Below are 21,359 nucleotides of genomic sequence, written 5' to 3'. Positions count from 1 at the left end.
TTAGCAATCCAGTCCGTTATTTCTTAGCGCGTGGCATGTCTATCTGTATCTGTTGTGAGTAAGGGGGGAGTATGAATAAGCTGCCGAGAGGTTGGATTAACGTCACTTTTGAAGATGTCGTTGATGTAAACCCGCGGAAGTCTGTTGATTTGACTTTTGATGATATGGTCACATTCGTACCCATGGCTGCCGTTAGTGAAATATCAGGTTCTATAACTAATGGGGTTGTTCGTCCTTTACGTGAGGTGAATAAAGGATTTACTCAGTTTGCTGAGAATGATGTTATCTTTGCAAAAATAACACCATCAATGGAAAATGGAAAATCAGCTGTTGCTATCGGCTTAGAGAATGGTATTGGATTTGGTTCAACAGAGTTCCATGTTCTAAGAAGCCGTGGAGCAGTGTTGCCAGAGTATATTTGGTGTTTTATCCGTCAAAAATCTTTTCGTGAGGCGGCACAAAAAGTGATGTCTGGTGCTGTAGGGCAGCAGCGGGTTCCAGCCAGCTATTTAAAAACACATACACTACCATTGCCTCCGCTAAATGAGCAAAAACGTATTATTTCAAAGATAGAGAAGCAGAATGCTCGTATTATTCGTGCACATTATGAGCTTGATTGCATTCCAGCCTTAATTGAGAAATATAAAGAATCAATCCTTAAGTTAGTCTTTGAACATGTCGATGGGGTTGATACTACTATTGATGAGTTGGCTGAGTTTGTAACCAGTGGTTCTCGTGGTTGGGCTAAATATTATTCCAATGATGGGTCACTATTCCTACGTGTTGGAAATACTAAACGTGGCTCAATAGACTTAGACCTTTCTGATAAACAAAAAGTTGCTCCACCAAGTGGAAGCGAAGGAACTCGTACACGCATTCAAGATGGTGATATTTTAGTTACTATAACTGCAGATTTAGGACGTGTTGCTGTTATTCCTGACGATTTTGAAGAAGCATATGTTAACCAACATATATCTTTAGTGAGACTAAAATCACCATTGATATCTCGCTATTTAGCATGGTTTTTGGTAAGCCCCGAAGGACAAATTCTCCTCAAAAAAAATAATCGGGGTGCGATTAAGGCAGGCTTACGTCTTGATGATATAAGAAAAATAAAAATTGTTTTGCCGGAAATGAAAAAGCAAGAGCAGATAGTGAGATGTATTGAGGCATCATTCGAATTGCTAAATAGAGTAATGGCTGAGCATGCTGCTCTGAATAATTTATTACCGAAACTTGATGCTGCAATACATAAAATGGCTTTTCGAGGTCAACTGGTTCCTCAAGGGTTGAGTGATGAACCTGTGAATATCTCTTTATCTCAAATTTACTCTGAGAAAACGACGGTAAAAAAAGAAACATCACAAGCACGCCGAAAGAAGGAATCGATTATGAAGAACCCCAAAGAAAGCCTATTAGAAGATAGTAAAAATTGGCCTGACAAGGGGCTATTATTTGAAGAAATAGCTAAACGAAATGCTATCCCATATGACACTATGCGAGATATAATTTTTGCACTATTAGCAGAAGAAAAACCTAGGCTAAAGCAGATTTTTGATAAGGAAACTGCGAGTATGTATCTGCAGAGGGTAAAAAAATGAGGCTACGCTACCTAAAAGTAGAAAGCTCTTCTACCAATGGGAGGTTGTTTGATGGGCTTGAGGTCTGGTTTGGGCGTGGAGCGGATGGAAAACAAGGTGAAGCATTGTCACCTCTTTGTTTAATCGGTCCAAACGGGTCGGGTAAGTCCCAGTTTTTACAATTAATAGCAGAGATTTTTCAGGCCGCATGGCATGAACATGCGCCTCAGGAAGAACGAGCAAGTGCTAACAATGATGTGCTTTTTGAACTGAATTATCTCATTGGGCTTGATAGTAATAATAAGCTAACAGATGTTAAGCTGGTTCGAACCAAGCAAGGGCGAAATATTGGCCCCATTCAACTTTATTGTGATGGTTTGCAAGAACCAATTAGTACTGACTCACCTGAGTTTGGTAAGTATCTTCCTTCAATAGTAATCGGTTATACATCTGGAGATAATGAGACGCTGAGCTTGCCATTTCAGATCAGTCGAAGCGGTTATGCAAACGATGTGGCAGGAGCTGCTTTGGGGGATTCTGCCTCAATGAACCTGCCAGATAATCGATTAATGATGATCGATTATGGTACCAATCTTGAGGTGTTATTCTCTAATCTTATGCTTGGAAAGCAAGAGATTAGAGATGAGATTCTGAGACATGCTCGTCTTTCAGATATTGCCTCTTGTCGCTGTGTCGTACGTTTGGCTCATTCGGCAGCGCCAAAAACGTCGGTGAAAAGGAATAGAAATACAGGGAGGAAAGGTATTCAATTAACCGATGAACTTGAAAATATTATCTTGTCTTTGAAGCGTACGGCGACTTGTTGGACCGAAGATAAGAAAACTGAGACATATATTTTTGACTTTTTTATAAATGAAGCTACTCGTGATGCTTTTTCCTATTTTTGGAATGATGCTTTCTCACTTTATCGTGCACTACACAAACTTGCATTATTGAATGATTTGGCGATTCCGAGACCTGCTCGTAAACGTTTAGAGAGGGCAGTAAAGGAACGCCGTTTTGCCTCTCGGTTACCAGAACCGCAACAAGAGGATATGGTTTTCGGTTTTGAAGAAGTTCGTTTCTGGCCTGTTGGTGAAAGGAAGAATGCTGTTGACTATGTGTCACTATCAGATGGTGAGCATCAACAAGCATTGATTCTTGGTATATACGCAATGATAAACGAAAAGAATGCATTATTTCTTCTTGATGAGCCAGAATCACACTTCAATCCACAATGGCGAGTGAAGTTTGTTCAGCGTTTAATGGATTTAAGAGGTTCGAGAGATGACCAAGAGCTTCTGCTTACATCTCACGCTCCTTTTGTCCCATCTGATATGCCAAGAGAGCAAGTATTAATATTTTCACGCTATAAAGACAAAATTATAGTTAAAGAACCCGAAATCGAAACGTTTGGGGCAACTTTTGACCGAATTCTTGAGAGTTGTTTTGAAATTAGCCCTCCGATATCAAAGATTGCCGAGGAGAGAATAAATGAGTTACTTAAATCAGATGATGTAGAAAAAATTGAACAGGTTTTAAATGAGTTTGGGCAGTCTGTCGAGAAAGCATTTTTGGCAAATCATTTACGGATGTTGAAAAAGAAAGGTAACTGATGCTTTTTACATACACTCCCTTGTCACTAGAAGAAAACTGGTTAAATTCAACAGTTATTAATATATTGAACGTTTCTATGCGATCAATTCTTAATGGTGGTGATGTTTCTTCATGGCCTGATATGATACCTCCCGATCGGCGGTTACAGCTACAGACTCGTAGTGGTATCAGAGATCGTATTTTAAATTTCCTAAGAGAATTTATTGAATTAGAACGTGTGAATCAAGAAGCATTATTGATTACTATGGGACAGCAAACTTCTTTGCCTAACGTTTTATATGATGATTCAGTTTGTACTGGAATTGGTAAATTTCCAGAGAATATTCGAAAAGTAGCCGATGATTTATTCCGATTTCTTTTTGAAAAACAGCTAACGACTATAAATATATTGGGAAAGTGCTTACGTGATATTCATTATGAAGCTATTTATTTTCACCTTCCATGGCGAATTTGTCCATTCTGTGGATTGGGGTATTTAAGAGCACCTGGGGCTCCAAGGCATGCCCTTGATCATTTCATGCCTATTTCTAAATATCCTTTTGCTGGAGCTGATTTTCGCAATCTTCCGCCAATGTGTAGCGAGTGTAATTCTGATTTTAAAAAAAATACAGACGTCCTAATTGATGAAGATGGACATAGGCGGCATTGTGTAGACCCCTACCATGGGCCATTTTTTAAAGTTAGCTTATCCGAAAGTATACCTTTTGCGGGCAGTGTCAGAGGTGCTATTAGACTTCCCAAATGGGATATTAAATTTATTGGTGAGCCGCAGGAGCAAGCTGAAAATTGGGACCGTATTTTTAAAATTAGAGAACGTTATAAACGGGACGTTCTCGATGTTGACTTTAGATTTTGGCTTGAGCAATTTTCCGTATGGTATTTAAGCAGTAATCAAGGCCAATTATTAGGCGATGAAATTGCTGCTTCTATTCCAGAATATATTGATTCTGTTCTCCAGGTCGGACTTGCTGATCGTGCTTTCTTGAAAGCACAGGTTTTTGAGCTATTACATGTTGAATGTTTAGATCCTGAACGTGGAGATGACATGAAGGCTTTTTTGGAGGATTTAATGTTGTATACATGATATAAATCTAGTAGAGAAAATTTAATTAATAAAATGCCTATGTGTTGCATTGTTATGAAATTTTAGCTAAGGGTTTTAAAATGGACGTGAGTGTTATGAAAAACTTGGTGATATACAAACTGTTTCCTGTTATTTTTGAGGGCGCTAGTGAATGTTTTACATGAGTGCCTGAATTTGTTAGCTTAGATCTATCTTTGATAGTTGTGGAGTATTTGTATAGATATTTTTAGACTTTTGGGTGCAATATTATCATGGGGCTTTGTTTTTTTAAACCCTATTCATTTTAACCTATCCAGTAAAATATGGTATTAAATGATATTCTATTTTGATGTGCCTTTCATATGGCAGTAATAGAGTAATTATTTGTACTATATAGTTTTCATCGTGGAATAATTATCTATAGTATTTTTTTACCAAAGCATTTATCTACCTACATATAACATCCCCTCGTATACGATGAGTCAAATGGTAATCCCCCCGAAAAATCGGTGTGTTCATAAGTAGAATTTTCTACTAACCTGAATTCAGGGGGATCTCTATGAAGCGATCACGTTTTACTGACAGCCAGATTATGGCCATTTTCAAACAGGCCGAAGCCGGAACGCCGGTTTCTGAACTGTGCCGCGAGCATGGTATGAGTAATGCCAGCTTCTATAAGTGGCGTTCACGCTTTGGTGGGATGGATGCCTCCATGATGACCCGTCTCAAAGAGCTGGAAGACGAAAATCGTCGCCTCAAAAAGATGTATGCCGAAGAACGGCTTAAAGCCGAGATAATTCAGGAAGCCATGACAAAAAAGTGGTGAAACCATCGCATCGGAAGCAGATGGCACAAGAAGCGGTCCGGCTTCGGCAAGTCAGTATTCGTTTTGCCTGCCAGTTATTTGCCGTCAGTGAAAGTTGCTATCGCTACCAACCTACACTGAGTGAAGAAAATGAAGCTATTGCTGATTGGCTGCTGCGCATAACTGACAGCCAGCGCAATTGGGGATTTGGCCTGTGCTTTTTGTACCTCCGTAATGTAAAAAACCTCCGGTTTAACCACAAAAGGGTGTACCGGATTTACTGCGAACTGTCGCTAAACATGCGGATAAAGCCGAAAAAGCGCTTAAAACGGGAGAAACCCGAAGCGTTAGCGGTGCCTGAAAACAGTAATGAATGCTGGTCAATGGACTTCATGCACGATCAATTATCGGATGGCCGTTCGGTCTGCCTGTTAAATATTATTGATGATTTCAATCGTGAAGCCCTGGCAATAGAGGTCGATTTTTCTCTGCCGGCAAGTCGGGTTGTACGAACGCTGGAACAGCTTATTGAGTGGAAAGGGAAACCCACAGCAATACGCTGTGATAACGGACCGGACTATACCAGTAATACGTTGATATCATGGGCGAATACAAGAGGTATCCAGATTAACTTTATCCAGCCAGGTAATCCGCAGCAAAATGCCTATATAGAGCGTTACAATAGGACGGTACGCTATGACTGGCTGGGACAACACCTGTTTACCTCACTGGATGAATTGCAGAACTATGCCACGCGATGGCAATGGTTTTATAATCACGAGCGACCGAATATGGCACTGAATGGCTATACGCCGATGCAACATATTCAACGCTTATCTGATTCTACTTATCGCCTCCGTTAAAAATGGGGGGATTACCATGTTGGGTCACTACCGGGGTCACGACGCCATCCAAATCGTAAGCCGGATTGTATTTGATGACGCCCTGCTGTACGGCGTGGCGCATGATTTTGGTCAGATGCTGGCGCACCCGTCCGGCGACGTCATGCACGCCTTTATCGTCGATGGTTTTAACCAACTGTGCCAGATGGCGGGTTTCAACCTGCGCGATATCCATCGCGCCAATAGCAGGGAAAACGTAGCGTTTCAGGCAGGTGAGGATTTTATCGGCGTGCGCGTCCGACCAGAGTTTGAGGCTGCTGGTGTGCCACGCCATCGTGACATACTGGAATGTTCGGGATTCATCAACGGCGGAGTTGTTCGCCTTGCGAAGCTGAGAAGGGCTGATGCCGGACGCCAGTAATTTACGCGCCGCATCGCGCTTTTCACGGGCTTCCGCCAGCGTAGTCTGAGGATAGGGACCAAAGGCCAGACGGCTTTCTTTAAGACAGAGGCGATAGCGGAAATACCATAACTTAGCGCCACTGGTCGATACCGTTAGGTACAGGCCTTGCGAGTCGGTGAGTTTGTATGATTTTGCTAGAGGTTTTGCTGAGCGGATTTTGCTGTCAGTTAACATGTGAGGGTCACTCCAGTTGTCGAACTGAATGACCCGCAATCTGACCCCAAATTCTCCGGATACGAAGGGATAAATCAAAACGTATCAGAAAGACTTTTTATCCCAACCTGTTGAATTGCAACAACATAGGAATTCATAGGAAGGCATAAAAAAAGAATAGTGGTGCCCGAACTCGGAATCGAACCAAGGACACGGGGATTTTCAATCCCCTGCTCTACCGACTGAGCTATTCGGGCAACGGGGCGCATTAAACCTTAATCACTGTGCTGCGTCAATCAATTTTCATCACTAGCGTGCTGACCGCTTGCTTTTACAGCAACTTTTGGCCTTTTGCTTCACTTATAAACAATCTGAATACTTTAGCCGCATCCCCCGGCCGGGGAGTGCGGCTAAGGATTACTGGTCGGTGGTCACCGAACCGGGAGCAACTCCGCCGTTGTCCGGAATATTCTGCGGAATAGCACCTTTATCATCCGCAGGCGGAACAGCACTCCCCTGTGGCAGCATAATATGGTCAAGTATCTGACGCATCAGCGGTGCCGCGACAACGCCGTTAATACCACCATTTTCCAGAATCACCGCCACAGCCACTTTAGGGTCTTTAAACGGCGCAAACGCAGTATAGAAAATATGGTCACGCAGGCGCACAGGAATCATTTTCGCGTTATACACCTGGTTCTCCCTCAGGCTGAATACCTGCGAGGTACCACTCTTCGCCGCAATGCCATATGGCGCGGTATGGAAGTATTTATATCCGGTACCGTTTGGAGCATTCGCCATACCAAACATAGCATGTCGCACCAGCGACCAGTAAGGAGAGTTAGGATCGCCAATTTGTGGCGCCGCAGAAGCCGGCTGATAAGGTTCTACCGTATTGCCCTGCTGTTCTTTCATCAGCAGGTGCGGTGTCAGCACCTTCCCGTTATTTAACAGAGTCACCAGTGCTTTTACCATCTGAATCGGCGTCGCAATCCAGTAGCCCTGTCCGATACCTACGGAAATGGTATCCCCCTGATACCAGGCTTTTTTATGCACCGCCTGCTTCCAGTCACGGCTTGGCAGCAGCCCCTTATATTCTTCGTGCAGATCAATACCGGTCAGTCTGCCGTAACCAAACTGGCTGAGCATAGTGTGAATTCTGTCGATTCCCATCATATACGCGACCTGGTAGAAGAAAGTATCCGCAGACTCTTCTATCGCCTTAGTTACGTTCAGCATGCCATGACCGGTTTTTTTCCAGTCCCGGTAATGGCGATCAGTGCCCGGTAATGTCCAGGTCGGAGCCCCGAAGAAAGTTGTCTGTGGAGTAATAACCCCGTTAAGCAGAGCAGACATCGCCATATAGGGCTTAACTGTGGATGCCGGTGGATACAGCCCCTGGGTGACGCGGTTAATCAACGGCAGATCTTTATTGTGCAGCAGATCTTCATAGGCTTTATAGCTGATCCCCTTAACAAACGGGTTAGGATCATAGCTGGGAGCCGAGACCATCGCCAGTACCGAGCCATCGTGCGGATCTTCTACCAGTACAGCGGCACGCTGTCCTGCCAGCAGGTTTTCAACATATTGTTGCAACGGCAGGTCCAGGGTCAGCCAGACATTTTTACCTGCTACCGGCGGCTGTTCGCTCAATACCCGGACAATACGTCCGTGGTTGTCGACTTCAACTTCCTGATAACCGGTTTGCCCGTGCAGCACTGACTCGTAATAACCTTCAATACCCTGCTTACCAATGTTGTGGTCAGCAGCATAGTTCTCAGAAATACCTGCAGCATTCAGTTTCTTAAAGTCGTTATCATTAATTTTCGAGACATAACCGACCACATGCGCTAAATCCGCACCGTACGGGTATTGTCTGTCCTGATAAGATTCGATACTCACGCCCGGGAAACGATATTCATCGATCGAAAATCGGGCTATCTGCTCTTCTGACAGCTCGTCTTTAACGATAATCGGCTTGTAACGGCTGTTCTGCTTCAGGCGATGCCAGAAGTCAGCCACATCGTCCGGAGTCAGACCAATCAGCGGAGTCAGTGCCTGGATAGTCTCTTTCAGGTTAGTGATCTGGTAGGGAATAATCGTCAGATCATACTGGGTGATATTTTTTACCAGCGGTGTGCCATTCCGGTCATAGATAATCCCACGCGTTGGCGCGATCGGGATCATTTTGATGTCATTATTGTTAGACCGGGTCTGGTAGTAACTGTGTTCGTTAATCTGCAGGCGATAGAGGTTATACGCCAGGATGCCAAAGCAAGCCGCCACTAAGCCAAAAGCCGCTATTGCACGACGAATGAACAGTTTTTCTTCAATTTCGAAATTACGCAGCTTCATTACATAACATAGTTTGCTGGGAGCATGATCTTCAAACGCCTATCATAGAGAGATAGTTAGCCAGTGCCAAGTTGAGCCCGGGGAAACTAAAGTGTGTCACTTATTTAAAAATGTAACATAAGGTGAATAACGCGAAAAAATGCCGGAGCACTATTCCGCGTTATCATCAGGACGGGGATTACGCCTGAGAACCCGCTAACACAGATTCCAGAGCGATATTAATCATGTCATTAAACGTAGTCTGACGCTCTTCTGCAGTCGTCTGCTCACCGGAACGGATATGGTCAGAGACAGTACAGATAGCCAGCGCTTTCGCTCCGAACTCTGCCGCAACACCATAAATACCAGCAGCTTCCATCTCTACCCCGAGAATGCCGTATTTTTCCATCACATCAAACATCTGCGGGTCAGGGCTGTAAAATAAATCAGCCGAGAAGATGTTACCTACACGGGCATCGATTCCCAGTTTTTTCGCCGCATCCACTGCATTACGCACCAGATCGAAATCAGCGATGGCCGCAAAATCATGGTCTTTAAAACGCATACGGTTCACTTTAGAATCGGTACAGGCACCCATACCAATCACGACGTCACGCAGTTTAACGTCCGGACGAACCGCTCCGCAGGAACCTACACGAATAATGGTTTTCACGCCAAAATCAGTGATCAGCTCTTTAGCATAAATGGAGCAGGAAGGAATACCCATTCCGTGGCCCATTACCGAAATTTTACGGCCTTTATAAGTCCCGGTATAACCGAGCATACCGCGCACATTGTTAACCTCACGGGCATCCTGCAGAAAGTTTTCTGCAATATATTTAGCACGCAGCGGATCGCCCGGCATCAGAACCACGTCAGCGAAATCACCCGGTTCAGCATTAATATGAGGTGTAGCCATGTTGTTTTTTCCTCTCAAACAGGTCATTGCCTGGCTCAGCACCAGGCAGTGAAAAATCAGGGATGCTTTTTACAGCATGTTACGCCCGTAATCCATAGCAGAAAGACCGAAATATGTCGCTATCGTCTGGCCGATATCAGCAAATGTGTCTCGTTGTCCCCTGGATCCTGGTTTAACGTCAGGGCCATAGATTAATACCGGAATATGCTCGCGGGTATGGTCGGTGCCGTGCCAGGTTGGGTCACAACCATGGTCAGCGGTCAGGATAAGAATATCCCCCGGATTCACCAGCGCCATCAGTTCCGGAAGGCGACGATCAAACAGCTCCAGACCGGCGGCATAACCAGCCACATCACGGCGGTGTCCCCAACTTGAATCGAAATCGACAAAGTTAGTAAACACAATTGAGTTATCAGGCGCCTGTTGCATTTCGATGACTGTGGCATCAAATAACGCATCCAGCCCGGTGGCTTTTACTCTTTTAGTGATTCCCTGTTGGGCATAAATATCGGCAATTTTACCCACCGAAATTACCTCACCACCCTTCTCTTCCACCAGCTTCTGCAGCATGGTTGCGGAAGGCGGTTCAACAGCCAAATCATGTCGGTTGCCGGTACGAACGAACTCGCCCGCTTTTTGTCCGATAAATGGCCGGGCAATCACCCTGCCAATATTGTAGCCACCCTCGGTTAACTCTTTACGGGCAATTTCGCATAATTCATACAACCGCTCCAGCCCGAAAGTCTCTTCGTGGCAGGCAATCTGGAATACCGAATCGGCGGAAGTATAAAAAATAGGTTTTCCGGTGCGCATGTGCTCTTCGCCCAGTTGATCGAGGATCACTGTACCTGAAGAGTGACAGTTACCAAGGTAACCGGGTAACCCCGCCTTTTCTGTCAGAGTATCCAGCAATGGCTGTGGAAAACTGTTGGTTTCATCAGAGAAGTAGCCCCAGTCAAACAATACCGGTACTCCGGCAATTTCCCAGTGTCCGGACGGGGTGTCTTTTCCCGAAGAGAGTTCACTGGCACTGGCATAGGCTCCGATAACCTCAGCCTGAGCATCCATGCCTGCCGGGATTTTTCCTGTCGACAGCTCTGCTGACTTCGCCAGCCCCAGAGATGTCAGGTTCGGTAACGATAACGGGCCTTTTCTGCCCTGATCGGCCCGACCTTCACTACAGGCTTGTGCAATATGGCCCAGGGTATCTGAACCGGTATCACCGAATTTTTCCGCATCCGCGCTGGCACCGATCCCGAAGGAATCCAGTACCATGATAAATGCACGTTTCATTCTCGCCTCCTATGCGTTTACAGAGTGAAAAAAACTGATCAGAACAGTATGCTACCAATTAACTAATTCTGCGATAGATGAGCGGTATTTCTTTCGCTGGCTGGTCACTGATACTCATCGCTTCGCGAATATCTTTCGCTGCCATCTGCCAGCTGTCTTCATCAGCCGCGTGAATCACCGCTAACGGACTTTGTGCATCCACCGCTTGTCCCAGTTCAGCCACTTCAGTCAGGCCGACACGATAATCAATTCCGTCACTGGCCCGCTGTCGACCGCCCCCTAACCGGACCACAGTCATACCGATTTCCCGGGTATCCATCGCATGGAGATAACCTTCGGCGGTGGCAAACAGTGGTTTAATCACCGGAGCTGTCGGCAGATAGCGTTGGTAATGCTCAACGAAATCAGCCGGACCACGCTGTTCTGCCACCATTCTGCCAAACACTTCTGCTGCACGGCCGTTGTCCAGCACCTGCATCAGCCGTGCCCGGGCCGCCGCATCATCAGATGCCAGACCACTGCTGACCAGCATTTCGCTGCATAATGCCAATGTTACTTCCAGCAGGCGTGAATTCCGCTCATCCCCTCTCAGGAATCGCACCGCCTCACGAACCTCCGTTGCATTCCCGGCGGAACGGGCCAGTACCTGACTCATATCGGTCAGCAGTGCCGTCGTTTTGCAGCCTGCGCCGTTAGCTACTCCGACAATAGCACCCGCCAGCAACTCTGATTGTGCGTAATCTGGCATAAATGCACCACTGCCCACTTTTACGTCCATCACCAGCGCATCCAGCCCCTCCGCCAGTTTCTTCGCCAGAATAGAAGCAGTAATCAGTGGTATAGAATCAACGGTGGCACTGATATCACGGGTTGCATAAAAACGCTGATCGGCCGGTGCCAGTGACCGGGTCTGGCCGATTATCGCTACCCCGGTATCACGGATGATCTGACGGAAACGTTGATCATCAGGAAAAATATCAAATCCGGGAATCGCTTCCAGCTTATCCAGCGTTCCGCCGGTATGACCGAGGCCGCGCCCGGAAATCATCGGCACATAGCCGCCACAGGCAGCAATCATCGGTCCCAGCATCAGGGATGTAACATCGCCAACACCGCCGGTGGAATGTTTATCCACCACCGGGCCATTGAGATGTAAATCCTGCCAGTTGAGGACTGTGCCGGAGTCACGCATAGCCAGTGTCAGAGCTACCCGTTCCGGCAAAGTCATATCACGGAACCAGATAGCCATTGCCAGAGCGGCAATTTGCCCTTCTGATACCGAATTATCTGTGATCCCCCGGATAAAATGGCTGATTTCCGGGGCGCTTAGCACATGCCCATCGCGCTTTTTACGAATAATTTCCTGTGGCAGTAACATATCGACCTCCTGCTTGCAGTGAGCCGTGAATCAGTAACCGGAAGTGGTTCCGTTAACCTCCGTACCACAGGTTTTCAGCAGACTGTTCAGTAACCCGGATGCTCCGAAACGGAAATGCCGCGCATCAGCCCATTCATCGCCAAGGATCTCAGCGGCCAGCGCCAGATAGGCAGCGGCATCTTCGGTGGTCCGGACTCCACCGGCAGGTTTGAATCCGACGCTGGCGGCAACGCCTTTATCACGAATCACTTCCAGCATAATTCTGGCGGTTTCCAGAGTGGCATTAACCGGCACCTTCCCGGTCGAGGTTTTGATAAAATCAGCCCCGGATTCAATCGCAATTTCAGAAGCCTGGCGAATCAGTGCTGGTTGCTGTAACTCACCACTTTCAATAATCACTTTTAGCAGTACTTTTGCCTCATGACACGCCTTGCTACAGGCACTCACCAGTTCTGCTCCACGTTGTGCATCACCGGCTTTTAGCGACCGCCAGGGAAACACAACGTCAACTTCATCTGCACCATAAGCAATGGCAGCACGGGTCTCCGCAAGGGCAATTTGCACGTCATCGCCCCCTGCAGGGAAATTGGTTACTGTGGCAATACGCACCTGAGGTGTTCCCTGCTCACGCAGTACTTTTCGCGCCAGAGGGACAAATCGTGGATAGATGCAAATAGCAGCGGTCAGGCCGGCCGGGGAATTTGCCTGGTGACAAAGCGCGGTCACTTTGTCCTCAGTATCATCATCATTGAGCGTAGTAAGATCCATCAGCCCTATTGCCCTGCGGGCAATGTCGGTCATATCAGTCATGAAGATTTCCTCTGCGGGCAAGCGCCCTTTGATATTTTTCTAACAATAAAATGCCTTTCTATGTTCATATAATAACAAAGATACAGCAAAACAATCGCGAGAAGGATCAAACAAATGCTGTTTTCCTGGGGTAATAACGGCGAAACAGTAGTAAATAAATCGGTGAGGCGCGGCTTTACGTATGCAGACAACACCGAATGTTTCGATAATAACATTACATCCCGGTTCGCTACGTTGGGGATTGTCCGTTATCCGTCTGCAAACGAGGAAATAGCTGAACAGTATTTTCCAGAATAACTTCCGCAATCTGTTCCGCAGGCTCAGAACGTAATTCAGCCAGTATCTGACAAACCACGGCTACCTGCTCTGGCCGGTTAGGTTGTCCCTGATATCCCTGTAAGGGCATGTCGGGCGCATCCGTTTCCAGCACCAGTGATGACAACGGCAGGCTGGCTATCGTGTGGCGTGTTTTTGCTGCTCGTGGGTATGTGATAGTTCCACCGACCCCAATCCGGTAACCGAGTTTAACAAATGCCATCGCCTGAGGCAGGCTACCGGCAAAACCGTGAATGACTCCGGTCGCCGGTAATTGTGCCTGACGGAGTAACCCGGCCAGTGGGTCATGAGTTCGCCGCGAATGAAGGATAAGCGGTAAATCATAGCGTTTAGCCAACGCACACTGCGCTTTGAGAAAGGTGATCTGTTTTGCGGACTGAGCAGCCAGGGCCGGAGTGAAATAGTCCAGACCGGTTTCCCCGATAGCCACCAGCTTTTCTGGCCGCTGATGTAACCATTGCTGCAACTTGTCGATATCATCATCACAATGATCATCTGACCAGACCGGATGCAGTCCGAGCGCAGCGTAAAGAGGAGAATAGGTGTCGGCCAGTTGCATCACAGCAGAAAAACGTGCCTGAGTGACAGCAGGAATAATGATTTTTTCCACGCCAGCACTCCGGGCACGGGCCAGCTCCGTCGTTTCCTGATGTTCAAACGGCGGAAAATCATAATGGCAGTGAGTATCAATAAATCGCAAGGCTGTCTCCTTTCACCAGAATGCCGTAACGCACCGGCACTCAGACTGGCAATACGACAGAAAGTTGACAGAAGTGTATCAGGAGAGCAGGGCCGCCGGTATCCATACCGGCAACCACTGTTAGATAATCTGTGAAGGGCTCAGCCGTGGCTCAGAGTCTTTTCCGGCCAGTGAACAGACTGATAAGGAACAAAATAATACCAACAATAAATACAACCTTAGCCGCCCATGCTGCGGTTCCTGCCAGCCCGCCAAAACCCAGCGCAGCGGCAATTAACGCAATCACCAGAAAGATAATTCCCCAACGAAACATAGTCATCTCCTTACTTTCATGAACAAATGCATCTCTAAAAGTTGTTCTGATTAATGCTCAGAACCGGTATCTATCCTGAATACTCTTTTGTTGATAACACTCCTTTTCCGTTGCCGAAATCAGGTTATTCGCCGACAGATAACTGATTTTTTACTTCCCTGACACCCGATACTTTCGCTGCAATCTCACCCGCATGGACTTTCTGTTCACGACTGCTGACCTTACCGGTCAGTAACACAACTCCATGACTGGTTGTCACCGAGACATGGCGGGAAGAGATACTTTTTTCCGTGACTAATCTGGCAACAATTTCACTGGTTGTTGCCGTATCACTGGCATAACTCTTCAGATTAGTTTGTTGCTGCGGTTTAATGTGCAAATCAGCATTAACCTGTCGCACCCCTTTCACCGAAGCCACCAACTGTTTTACTTTGCTGATTTGCCTGTATGACGCGACAAATCCTTTTACTGACACAACCCCACGGTTCGTAGACACCGAAAGGTCAGTACTATTTATATGCTGATCATCCACCAGCACTGTTTTCACTTTGGCCGTGATGGCACTGTCATCCATAAACTTATCAACACTTTTCAACGATAAATCGAGAGACGGATCGTCGTGTTTTTCTGCTCCCTGCCCCTTTGCCGGGAGTTCGGCGGCGCTGATATTCAGGCTAATCAGCAGCGAAACCAGCAACAACCGGCGTAAACAGCTTATTCTTTTCATTCATTTTTCCTGTGTGACTGCCTCGTCCGGCCTGACGGTTAACCTCATTTGGGAAAACACCCTGTATACAGCCTGCGAACCGCAACCACATGACATTAATAGTAGTCGAATTTTATAGTTATGCTGATTTTTAGGAATCGGCTTAACCCCGGGAGTCCTGCCTGTAGGCGCCCTGTGGACTTCCCGCACGTCTGTTGTGCAGCTACTTATATTAAACAATTTACTGGCTTTCAAAGAAGCAGCAGATTCCGGGATTTTAGCAGGGGCAGAATGATGGCGTTGTTGAAGGTGATGGCTGAGGTAACACGACCAGTGACCTGACAAATCAGTAATCTAAAGATATCAGACGCAAAAAAAACCGGAGACAGATTCTGTCTCCGGCGTTATGTTCCCCGCTAATCACGTCAGAACAGAGTTCTGTCGGTCACCGGCCAATTCATTAAGCAGAAATAACAATGTTCTACTGGCGTGGTGGCTGCCATTCTGCCGTCTTACGACGCAGTAACTCCCAGTCCAGGTAGCGTGCGTCCAGAACACTGAACTGCGGACAACCCAGTAAAGCAATCACGCGGCTGATCTCCTCTTTCAGAATATCGATAACCCGTTGAGCACCAGGCTGGCCACCGGCAGCCAGACCATAAGAAGTCGCACGACCTAACAGTACTCCTTCTGCGCCTAATGCCAGGGCTTTAACAATATCGCTGCCACGACGGAAACCACCATCCAGCAGTACAGGAATCCGGCCGCGGACCGCTTCCATCACTTCAGGCAGTATTTCCATCGAAGATAATGCCCCATCCAACTGACGGCCACCGTGATTTGACAGAATCACTCCGTCGGCCCCGGCTTCTGCAGCTTTCATGACATCATATTTATTCAGCAGGCCTTTAATCAGTAATTTACGCGGCCACAGATCACGCAACCAGCGAACGTCATCCCACGACAGTTCAGCAGACAACTGTGAGGCCAGAGCATGCGCTGCGCCTTTCACATCATCTTTGCCCGGCTCCAGTAAATCACCCAGGTTAGCAAAGCGCGGGAAACCGTTTGGTATCAGAACATCGGCCATCCAGCGCGGATGCATAACCACATCCAGCATATTGCGATAGCTGAGTTTCAGGTGCCCGCGATAATTGCGGGAGTCCCATTCACGTTTACCATGTACCGGGTTATCAACGGTTAATACAATGGTATCAATTCTTGAATTAAGTAAGCGTTTTACCAGTTGCTCGACAAAACTGCGATTTCGGTAAAGATAGATTTGCATCCACACCCGGGCATCGGTTTTATTACAGATGTCTTCCAGCGAAACGGTTGATACGTTACTTAATACATAAGGAATACCAGACGCTGCAGCTGCACGCGCCAGTGACAAATCCCCCTGGTTGGACAGTAAACCACTGAATCCGGTCGGGCCAATAACAAACGGCGCTTCACAACGTTCTCCCAGGATAGTTTTGCCAATATCCCGCTTAGAGACATCGACCAGTGCCTGAGGCCGAAAAGCAATCTCGTTGAATACGCTGCGGTTGCGTTTCAGCGATACTTCGTCTTCTGAGGCACCATCCAGGAACTCAAAACAAAAATTTGGAACTCTGCAGCGAGCCACACCACGCATCTCGTCTACATTCTGGACCCGTTGCAGATCCCCACCTCTGTACATACGCCGTTTCATAATATCCCCGAAAAATCTGCTGGCTAATCAATAACATTTAAATCAGAACAGCAATGCCACGCCTTCAGTTTTACGCCCCCCGGCACTGAGCATGGCATGCTGCTTTAATTATCTCTGGGTCAGCGGTTGTTTTGCCGGCTGCACATGACGTTCACCCACGGTGATAGGCCGGTCAAAATTAATCATCAACGATGAAATCAGGTAGACCAGTGCCGCAGCGACAAACAGCATCATCGAAGAGTAGTAATTGCCGGTGAAGGACACCAGATAACCGATAACAATCGGGACAATCGCTGACCAGATATTGCTGGAGAAATTCATGATCCCCACAATTGAGCCAGCCATCTTCTGCGCACCCAGTAACGACGGGATAGACCAGTAAACACTACACCAGCGCAGACCAAAGATAGCCACACCCAGCCACATAATCACGGCTATCGGAGAGGTTGCCTGAGCGGCCAGATAGACCCCGACACCGGCAGCAATAGCAGAGACCGACAGGAAAGAATGGAACACAGTATTATCTTTGTAACCGCGTTTACGCAGTTTATCCATCAGATATCCGCCCAGCATCTGCCCGATAAAACACAGGAAGAAGATAAACGCCATTGCCATCCCCATATCCTTCAGGTTCAGGTCGCGGTCTTTTTGCAGATAAAATGGTAGCCAGGTCATCAACCCGTAGAAAACAGTACTGTAGGAACACCAGCCACAGATAAGAGCAATAACATTGCGCTGAGCCAGACACTGTTTAACTTCTTTAAATGTCGGAGGCTGATGTTTTTGTTCTGCCGGGCCATTAGCCTCAGTCAGATAATTCAGCTCTTCTTTGTTAACTCCGGGATGTTCGCCAGGATTATTACGAATATACCACCAGACCAGAATCCCCATCGCGACAGTCACAGCACCGGCAATTACAAAAGCCATCCGCCAGTCATTGAAGAAAGCAATCAGTCCGGTAATTACAATAGCCCCAACGGCTGTACCTAACGGTGCTCCACCATCCAGCAGCATAGATCCACGACCACGCTCATTCGGAGTCAGCCAGGTCCCCATCAGTTTGGCACCCGCGGGCATAATCGGTGACTCAGTCACTCCCAGCGCGACACGGGCAATGAACAGTGAATAAACTCCGGTACAAACTGCGACCATCGCCTGGGCAATACCCCAGAAAACAGCAGCCAGTGCGATAATGGTTCTTTTCTTAAAGCGATCCGCCAGCATCCCGGCCGGGATTTGCATTAACGCGTAAGCCCAGAAGAAACCACTCTGAATAAAGCCAATCACCTGAGCGTCATGAAGCCCAAATTCATCTGAAATATAGGGTAATGCAATCGACAGTGATGCGCGGTCAATATAATTAATTGCGCCTAACATTAGCATCAGGAAAAATATAATCCATCTGACATTGGATCGTTTAGCCATATTATTCACCCTGTGAAAATCGACAGATTTCTGCCGGCAGATAAACCCACAGATTTGTTGCGGTAAATTTGTGAATCTGTTCTGCTATTTCTGAAAATAGTGGTTAGTTTTCGGGAGTCATCAGATTTCCGGCACAGAAATAAGTGTCCATAATAAACACAGGGAGATAATGGATTATTTCCCACGCCATCCAGGCAGTTATTTCACTCATATCACAAAGCCATCCGGAGTTTGCTATTCACCGCGTATCGTCTGCGCCGATATGCCACGTCATTTCGCTGGTGTGGTCATCACTCAACCCTGTGCAATAAAAGTCCCCGGTTCAGATGTCTGACGGTTGCAGACACTTTCATCCCGGCTTGCTCCTGTTATCTGTAAGACGAAAGCGATTTCGCCGTCCGTGTCAGCCTGAGAGCGTGACCACCGACTCTGATAACATCTCATGTATCATTAACACACACATAGAACAAATGAACATTACCGTTACATTCATCATTTGCCTATGACTGTCGTTAAAATCTGTGACAGGGATCGGATTAGTAACCAAAGTGGGTATTTTTGAACATAAAGGCAGTATTTGTGACAGAATTCACTGTTTTTAATTATAACTACTGAGTCAGAATGATATTACAAATGATCATCACATGATTATTTGATTGTGATCGCAGGTGGCGGTTATGCCCGTCCCCTCCCTCTTTTGGCAGTCAGAGTCCGTTATCAGTGAAGAGTCAGAGGGTCTCAGGGAAATAAATCACCGGCATATATCGCTGAATATAAAGAAGGGAAAATCGCATCCACCTGAACAGCCAGGGTGATGTTTAAGGAGCGAATATAGAATAACGGCCACTGCTGAAACAGACAGTGGCCGTAACAGGTAGAAAAACCTGAGATGCTGATAAACCTGCACCGGCAAAACCGGGCGGCTATCAACTGAAGATTAGTGTTCGCGGGTCTTACGGAACTCTACATCAGGGTAACGTTCCTGAGTAATATTCAGGTTAACCATGGTCGGGGCAATATAAGTCAGGTTATCACCACCATCCAGAGCCAGGTTAATCTCGTTCTTACGCTGGAATTCGTCGAACTTTTTCGCATCGCTGCATTCTACCCAACGTGCAGTAGAAACATTCACAGATTCGTAAATGGCTTCAACGTTATATTCACTTTTCAGACGGGCGACGACCACATCAAACTGAAGTACCCCAACCGCACCAACGATCAAATCATTGTTAGATACCGGACGGAAGACCTGTACCGCCCCTTCTTCTGATAACTGAACCAGACCTTTCAGCAACTGTTTTTGTTTCAGCGGATCGCGCAGGCGAATGCGGCGGAACAATTCCGGTGCGAAGTTAGGAATGCCGGTAAATTTCATTTTCTCACCCTGAGTAAATGAATCACCGATCTGAATGGTCCCGTGGTTGTGCAGACCAATAATATCACCAGGGTATGCTTCTTCGACATGTGCACGGTCGCCGGCCATAAAGGTCAGAGCATCAGAGATAACCACATCTTTACCGGTGCGCACCTGGTACATCTTCATGCCTTTTTCATACTTTCCAGATACTACGCGCAGGAAAGCCACACGGTCGCGGTGTTTCGGGTCCATATTGGCCTGAATTTTAAACACAAATCCGGTAAATTTATCATCGGCCGCGACAACTTCACGGGTGTCGGTACGACGTGGCATCGGGGCCGGAGCCCAGCTGACCAGCCCATCCAGCATATGGTCGACACCAAAGTTACCCAACGCTGTACCAAAGAATACCGGGGTCAGTTGGCCCTGCAGGAACGCCTCCTGATCAAATTCATGCGATGCTCCCTGAACCAGCTCCAGCTCTTCACGCAACTGAGTAGCCAGTTCGTCACCAATGGCTTCATCCAGCTGTGGGTTGTTCAGCCCCTTCACCGTACGAACTTCCTGGATGGTATGTCCTTTCCCGCTCTGATAAAGATAGATTTCATCTTTATACAGATGATATACCCCTTTAAACAGTTTCCCGCAGCCGATAGGCCAGGTAATCGGAGCACAGGCGATTTTCAGTTCATTTTCAACTTCGTCCATGACTTCCATAGGATCACGGATATCACGGTCGAGTTTATTCATAAAAGTCAGGATCGGCGTATCACGTAACCGGGTGACTTCCATCAGTTTACGGGTCCGGTCTTCGACCCCTTTCGCCGCATCAATCACCATCAGGCAGCAGTCCACCGCCGTCAGGGTACGGTAGGTATCTTCCGAGAAGTCTTCGTGCCCCGGGGTATCCAGCAGGTTGACCAGTTTGTCGCGGTACGGGAACTGCATCACAGAGGTGGTAATCGAGATCCCACGCTGTTTCTCCATCTCCATCCAGTCTGACTTAGCATGCTGACTGGACCCACGGCCTTTCACTGTCCCGGCCGTCTGAATGGCCTGTCCGAATAATAAAACTTTTTCTGTAATTGTGGTTTTACCCGCATCCGGATGCGAAATAATCGCAAATGTGCGGCGACGAGCCACTTCGTCTAAAAAGGGTGCTGTAGCCATTAACAGGTTCTTCACTGTTGGCGGAAACGCATTGCAGAAGTGCATTTCCGGAAAATCACGCAGGCCGGGAAAAATTTTACCGGCGTTTATCACGAAGTTAACTGAGCGGTCATCACCGGCATCAGTCAATACCCCGGACTTGTTCCGGAGGGCCGGTGGTCCGCATTTCTGCCCGTCACCGCTCTCCGCGGGGCATATGTTACATGAAACCGGGCGTTTACGGTATGTCAGCCCGCAGGGTTTATTGTCGCCGGTCGTTGAATTTAGCACCATTTTTTGCCGAAAAACTCTGCGGCTGATTGATTTGTAGCGATCCTGTTGCGAGGGTAGTTATCGGGAAGTGTTAAAAAAGATAACAATGAGAAATACTTTCATTACGTATTCCAAATAATTCGTATT

The 21,359-nt window shown here is 47.1% G+C and carries 15 protein-coding genes, 1 tRNA gene and 1 pseudogene; 4 read left to right on the top strand and 13 right to left on the bottom strand.

The genetic code is table 11. The features are described 5' to 3' along the window. Window positions 1-71: 71 nt before the first annotated feature. The 4 genes from A7K98_RS03570 (at window position 72) to A7K98_RS03555 (ending at window position 5,928) form a co-directional block, all read left to right on the top strand. A complete protein-coding gene (locus A7K98_RS03570) occupies window positions 72-1,601 on the top strand; it encodes a restriction endonuclease subunit S (protein ID WP_087487334.1) in 1,530 nt (509 codons plus the stop codon). Continuing rightward, entirely contained in the window at window positions 1,598-3,196 is a 1,599-nt protein-coding gene (locus A7K98_RS03565) for a restriction system-associated AAA family ATPase (protein WP_087487333.1), read from the top strand. Before A7K98_RS03570 ends, A7K98_RS03565 begins: the two co-directional genes overlap by 4 nt. Further along, the gene (locus tag A7K98_RS03560) at window positions 3,196-4,281 is read left to right on the top strand and encodes a hypothetical protein (RefSeq protein ID WP_087487332.1); all 1,086 of its coding nucleotides are present in this window, start codon (window positions 3,196-3,198) and stop codon (window positions 4,279-4,281) included. Before A7K98_RS03565 ends, A7K98_RS03560 begins: the two co-directional genes overlap by 1 nt. Window positions 4,282-4,819: 538 nt before the next feature. Then, a protein-coding gene (locus A7K98_RS03555) for an IS3 family transposase (RefSeq protein WP_087487331.1) occupies window positions 4,820-5,928 on the top strand; the annotation gives its coding sequence in 2 pieces (ribosomal slippage) (window positions 4,820-5,072 and window positions 5,072-5,928; 1,110 coding nt in all). A 16-nt stretch (window positions 5,929-5,944) separates the two neighbouring features. On the opposite strand, the pseudogene A7K98_RS03550 reads toward A7K98_RS03555, so the two are convergent. The 13 genes and pseudogenes from A7K98_RS03550 to prfC all read right to left on the bottom strand — a co-directional run. Then, window positions 5,945-6,544 (bottom strand): annotated as a pseudogene (locus tag A7K98_RS03550) (tyrosine-type recombinase/integrase); the annotation flags it as partial. A 160-nt stretch (window positions 6,545-6,704) separates the two neighbouring features. Then, window positions 6,705-6,780 (bottom strand) — tRNA-Phe (locus tag A7K98_RS03545). 160 nt (window positions 6,781-6,940) lie between these two features. Further along, window positions 6,941-8,878: a penicillin-binding protein 2 gene (gene mrdA, locus A7K98_RS03540; protein WP_087487330.1), complete on the bottom strand. Its 1,938-nt coding sequence runs from the start codon at window positions 8,876-8,878 to the stop codon at window positions 6,941-6,943. A 178-nt stretch (window positions 8,879-9,056) separates the two neighbouring features. Beyond that, window positions 9,057-9,776 (bottom strand): purine-nucleoside phosphorylase, encoded by a 720-nt coding sequence (deoD, locus tag A7K98_RS03535; protein ID WP_087487329.1) that lies wholly within the window; start codon window positions 9,774-9,776, stop codon window positions 9,057-9,059. Window positions 9,777-9,845: 69 nt separating this feature from the next. Beyond that, window positions 9,846-11,069: a phosphopentomutase gene (deoB, locus tag A7K98_RS03530; RefSeq protein ID WP_087487328.1), complete on the bottom strand. Its 1,224-nt coding sequence runs from the start codon at window positions 11,067-11,069 to the stop codon at window positions 9,846-9,848. A gap of 58 nt (window positions 11,070-11,127) precedes the next feature. After that, the gene (gene deoA / locus A7K98_RS03525) at window positions 11,128-12,447 is read right to left on the bottom strand and encodes a thymidine phosphorylase (RefSeq protein WP_087487327.1); all 1,320 of its coding nucleotides are present in this window, start codon (window positions 12,445-12,447) and stop codon (window positions 11,128-11,130) included. A gap of 30 nt (window positions 12,448-12,477) precedes the next feature. Next, window positions 12,478-13,257: a deoxyribose-phosphate aldolase gene (deoC, locus tag A7K98_RS03520; protein WP_087487326.1), complete on the bottom strand. Its 780-nt coding sequence runs from the start codon at window positions 13,255-13,257 to the stop codon at window positions 12,478-12,480. 229 nt (window positions 13,258-13,486) lie between these two features. Beyond that, on the bottom strand, window positions 13,487-14,293 hold the full coding sequence (locus A7K98_RS03515) for a TatD family hydrolase (RefSeq protein WP_087487325.1): 807 nt from the start codon (window positions 14,291-14,293) through the stop codon (window positions 13,487-13,489). 151 nt (window positions 14,294-14,444) lie between these two features. Next, window positions 14,445-14,606 (bottom strand): DUF1328 domain-containing protein, encoded by a 162-nt coding sequence (locus A7K98_RS03510; RefSeq protein ID WP_087487324.1) that lies wholly within the window; start codon window positions 14,604-14,606, stop codon window positions 14,445-14,447. 124 nt (window positions 14,607-14,730) lie between these two features. Next, window positions 14,731-15,333 (bottom strand): BON domain-containing protein, encoded by a 603-nt coding sequence (locus A7K98_RS03505; RefSeq protein ID WP_087487323.1) that lies wholly within the window; start codon window positions 15,331-15,333, stop codon window positions 14,731-14,733. A gap of 460 nt (window positions 15,334-15,793) precedes the next feature. Beyond that, window positions 15,794-17,008 (bottom strand): alpha-hydroxy acid oxidase, encoded by a 1,215-nt coding sequence (locus A7K98_RS03500; protein ID WP_087487322.1) that lies wholly within the window; start codon window positions 17,006-17,008, stop codon window positions 15,794-15,796. A 108-nt stretch (window positions 17,009-17,116) separates the two neighbouring features. Next, the gene (locus A7K98_RS03495; protein WP_087487321.1) at window positions 17,117-18,433 is read right to left on the bottom strand and encodes an MFS transporter; all 1,317 of its coding nucleotides are present in this window, start codon (window positions 18,431-18,433) and stop codon (window positions 17,117-17,119) included. A 937-nt stretch (window positions 18,434-19,370) separates the two neighbouring features. Beyond that, entirely contained in the window at window positions 19,371-20,960 is a 1,590-nt protein-coding gene (gene prfC / locus A7K98_RS03490; RefSeq protein ID WP_087490345.1) for a peptide chain release factor 3, read from the bottom strand. Window positions 20,961-21,359: the final 399 nt, after the last annotated feature.

It is taken from the genome of Tatumella citrea, assembly GCF_002163585.1.
In the GTDB taxonomy this organism is placed as follows: domain Bacteria; phylum Pseudomonadota; class Gammaproteobacteria; order Enterobacterales; family Enterobacteriaceae; genus Tatumella; species Tatumella citrea.
Note: the sequence above shows the minus strand (reverse complement) of the source record. Positions and strands in the feature narration are given on the sequence as shown.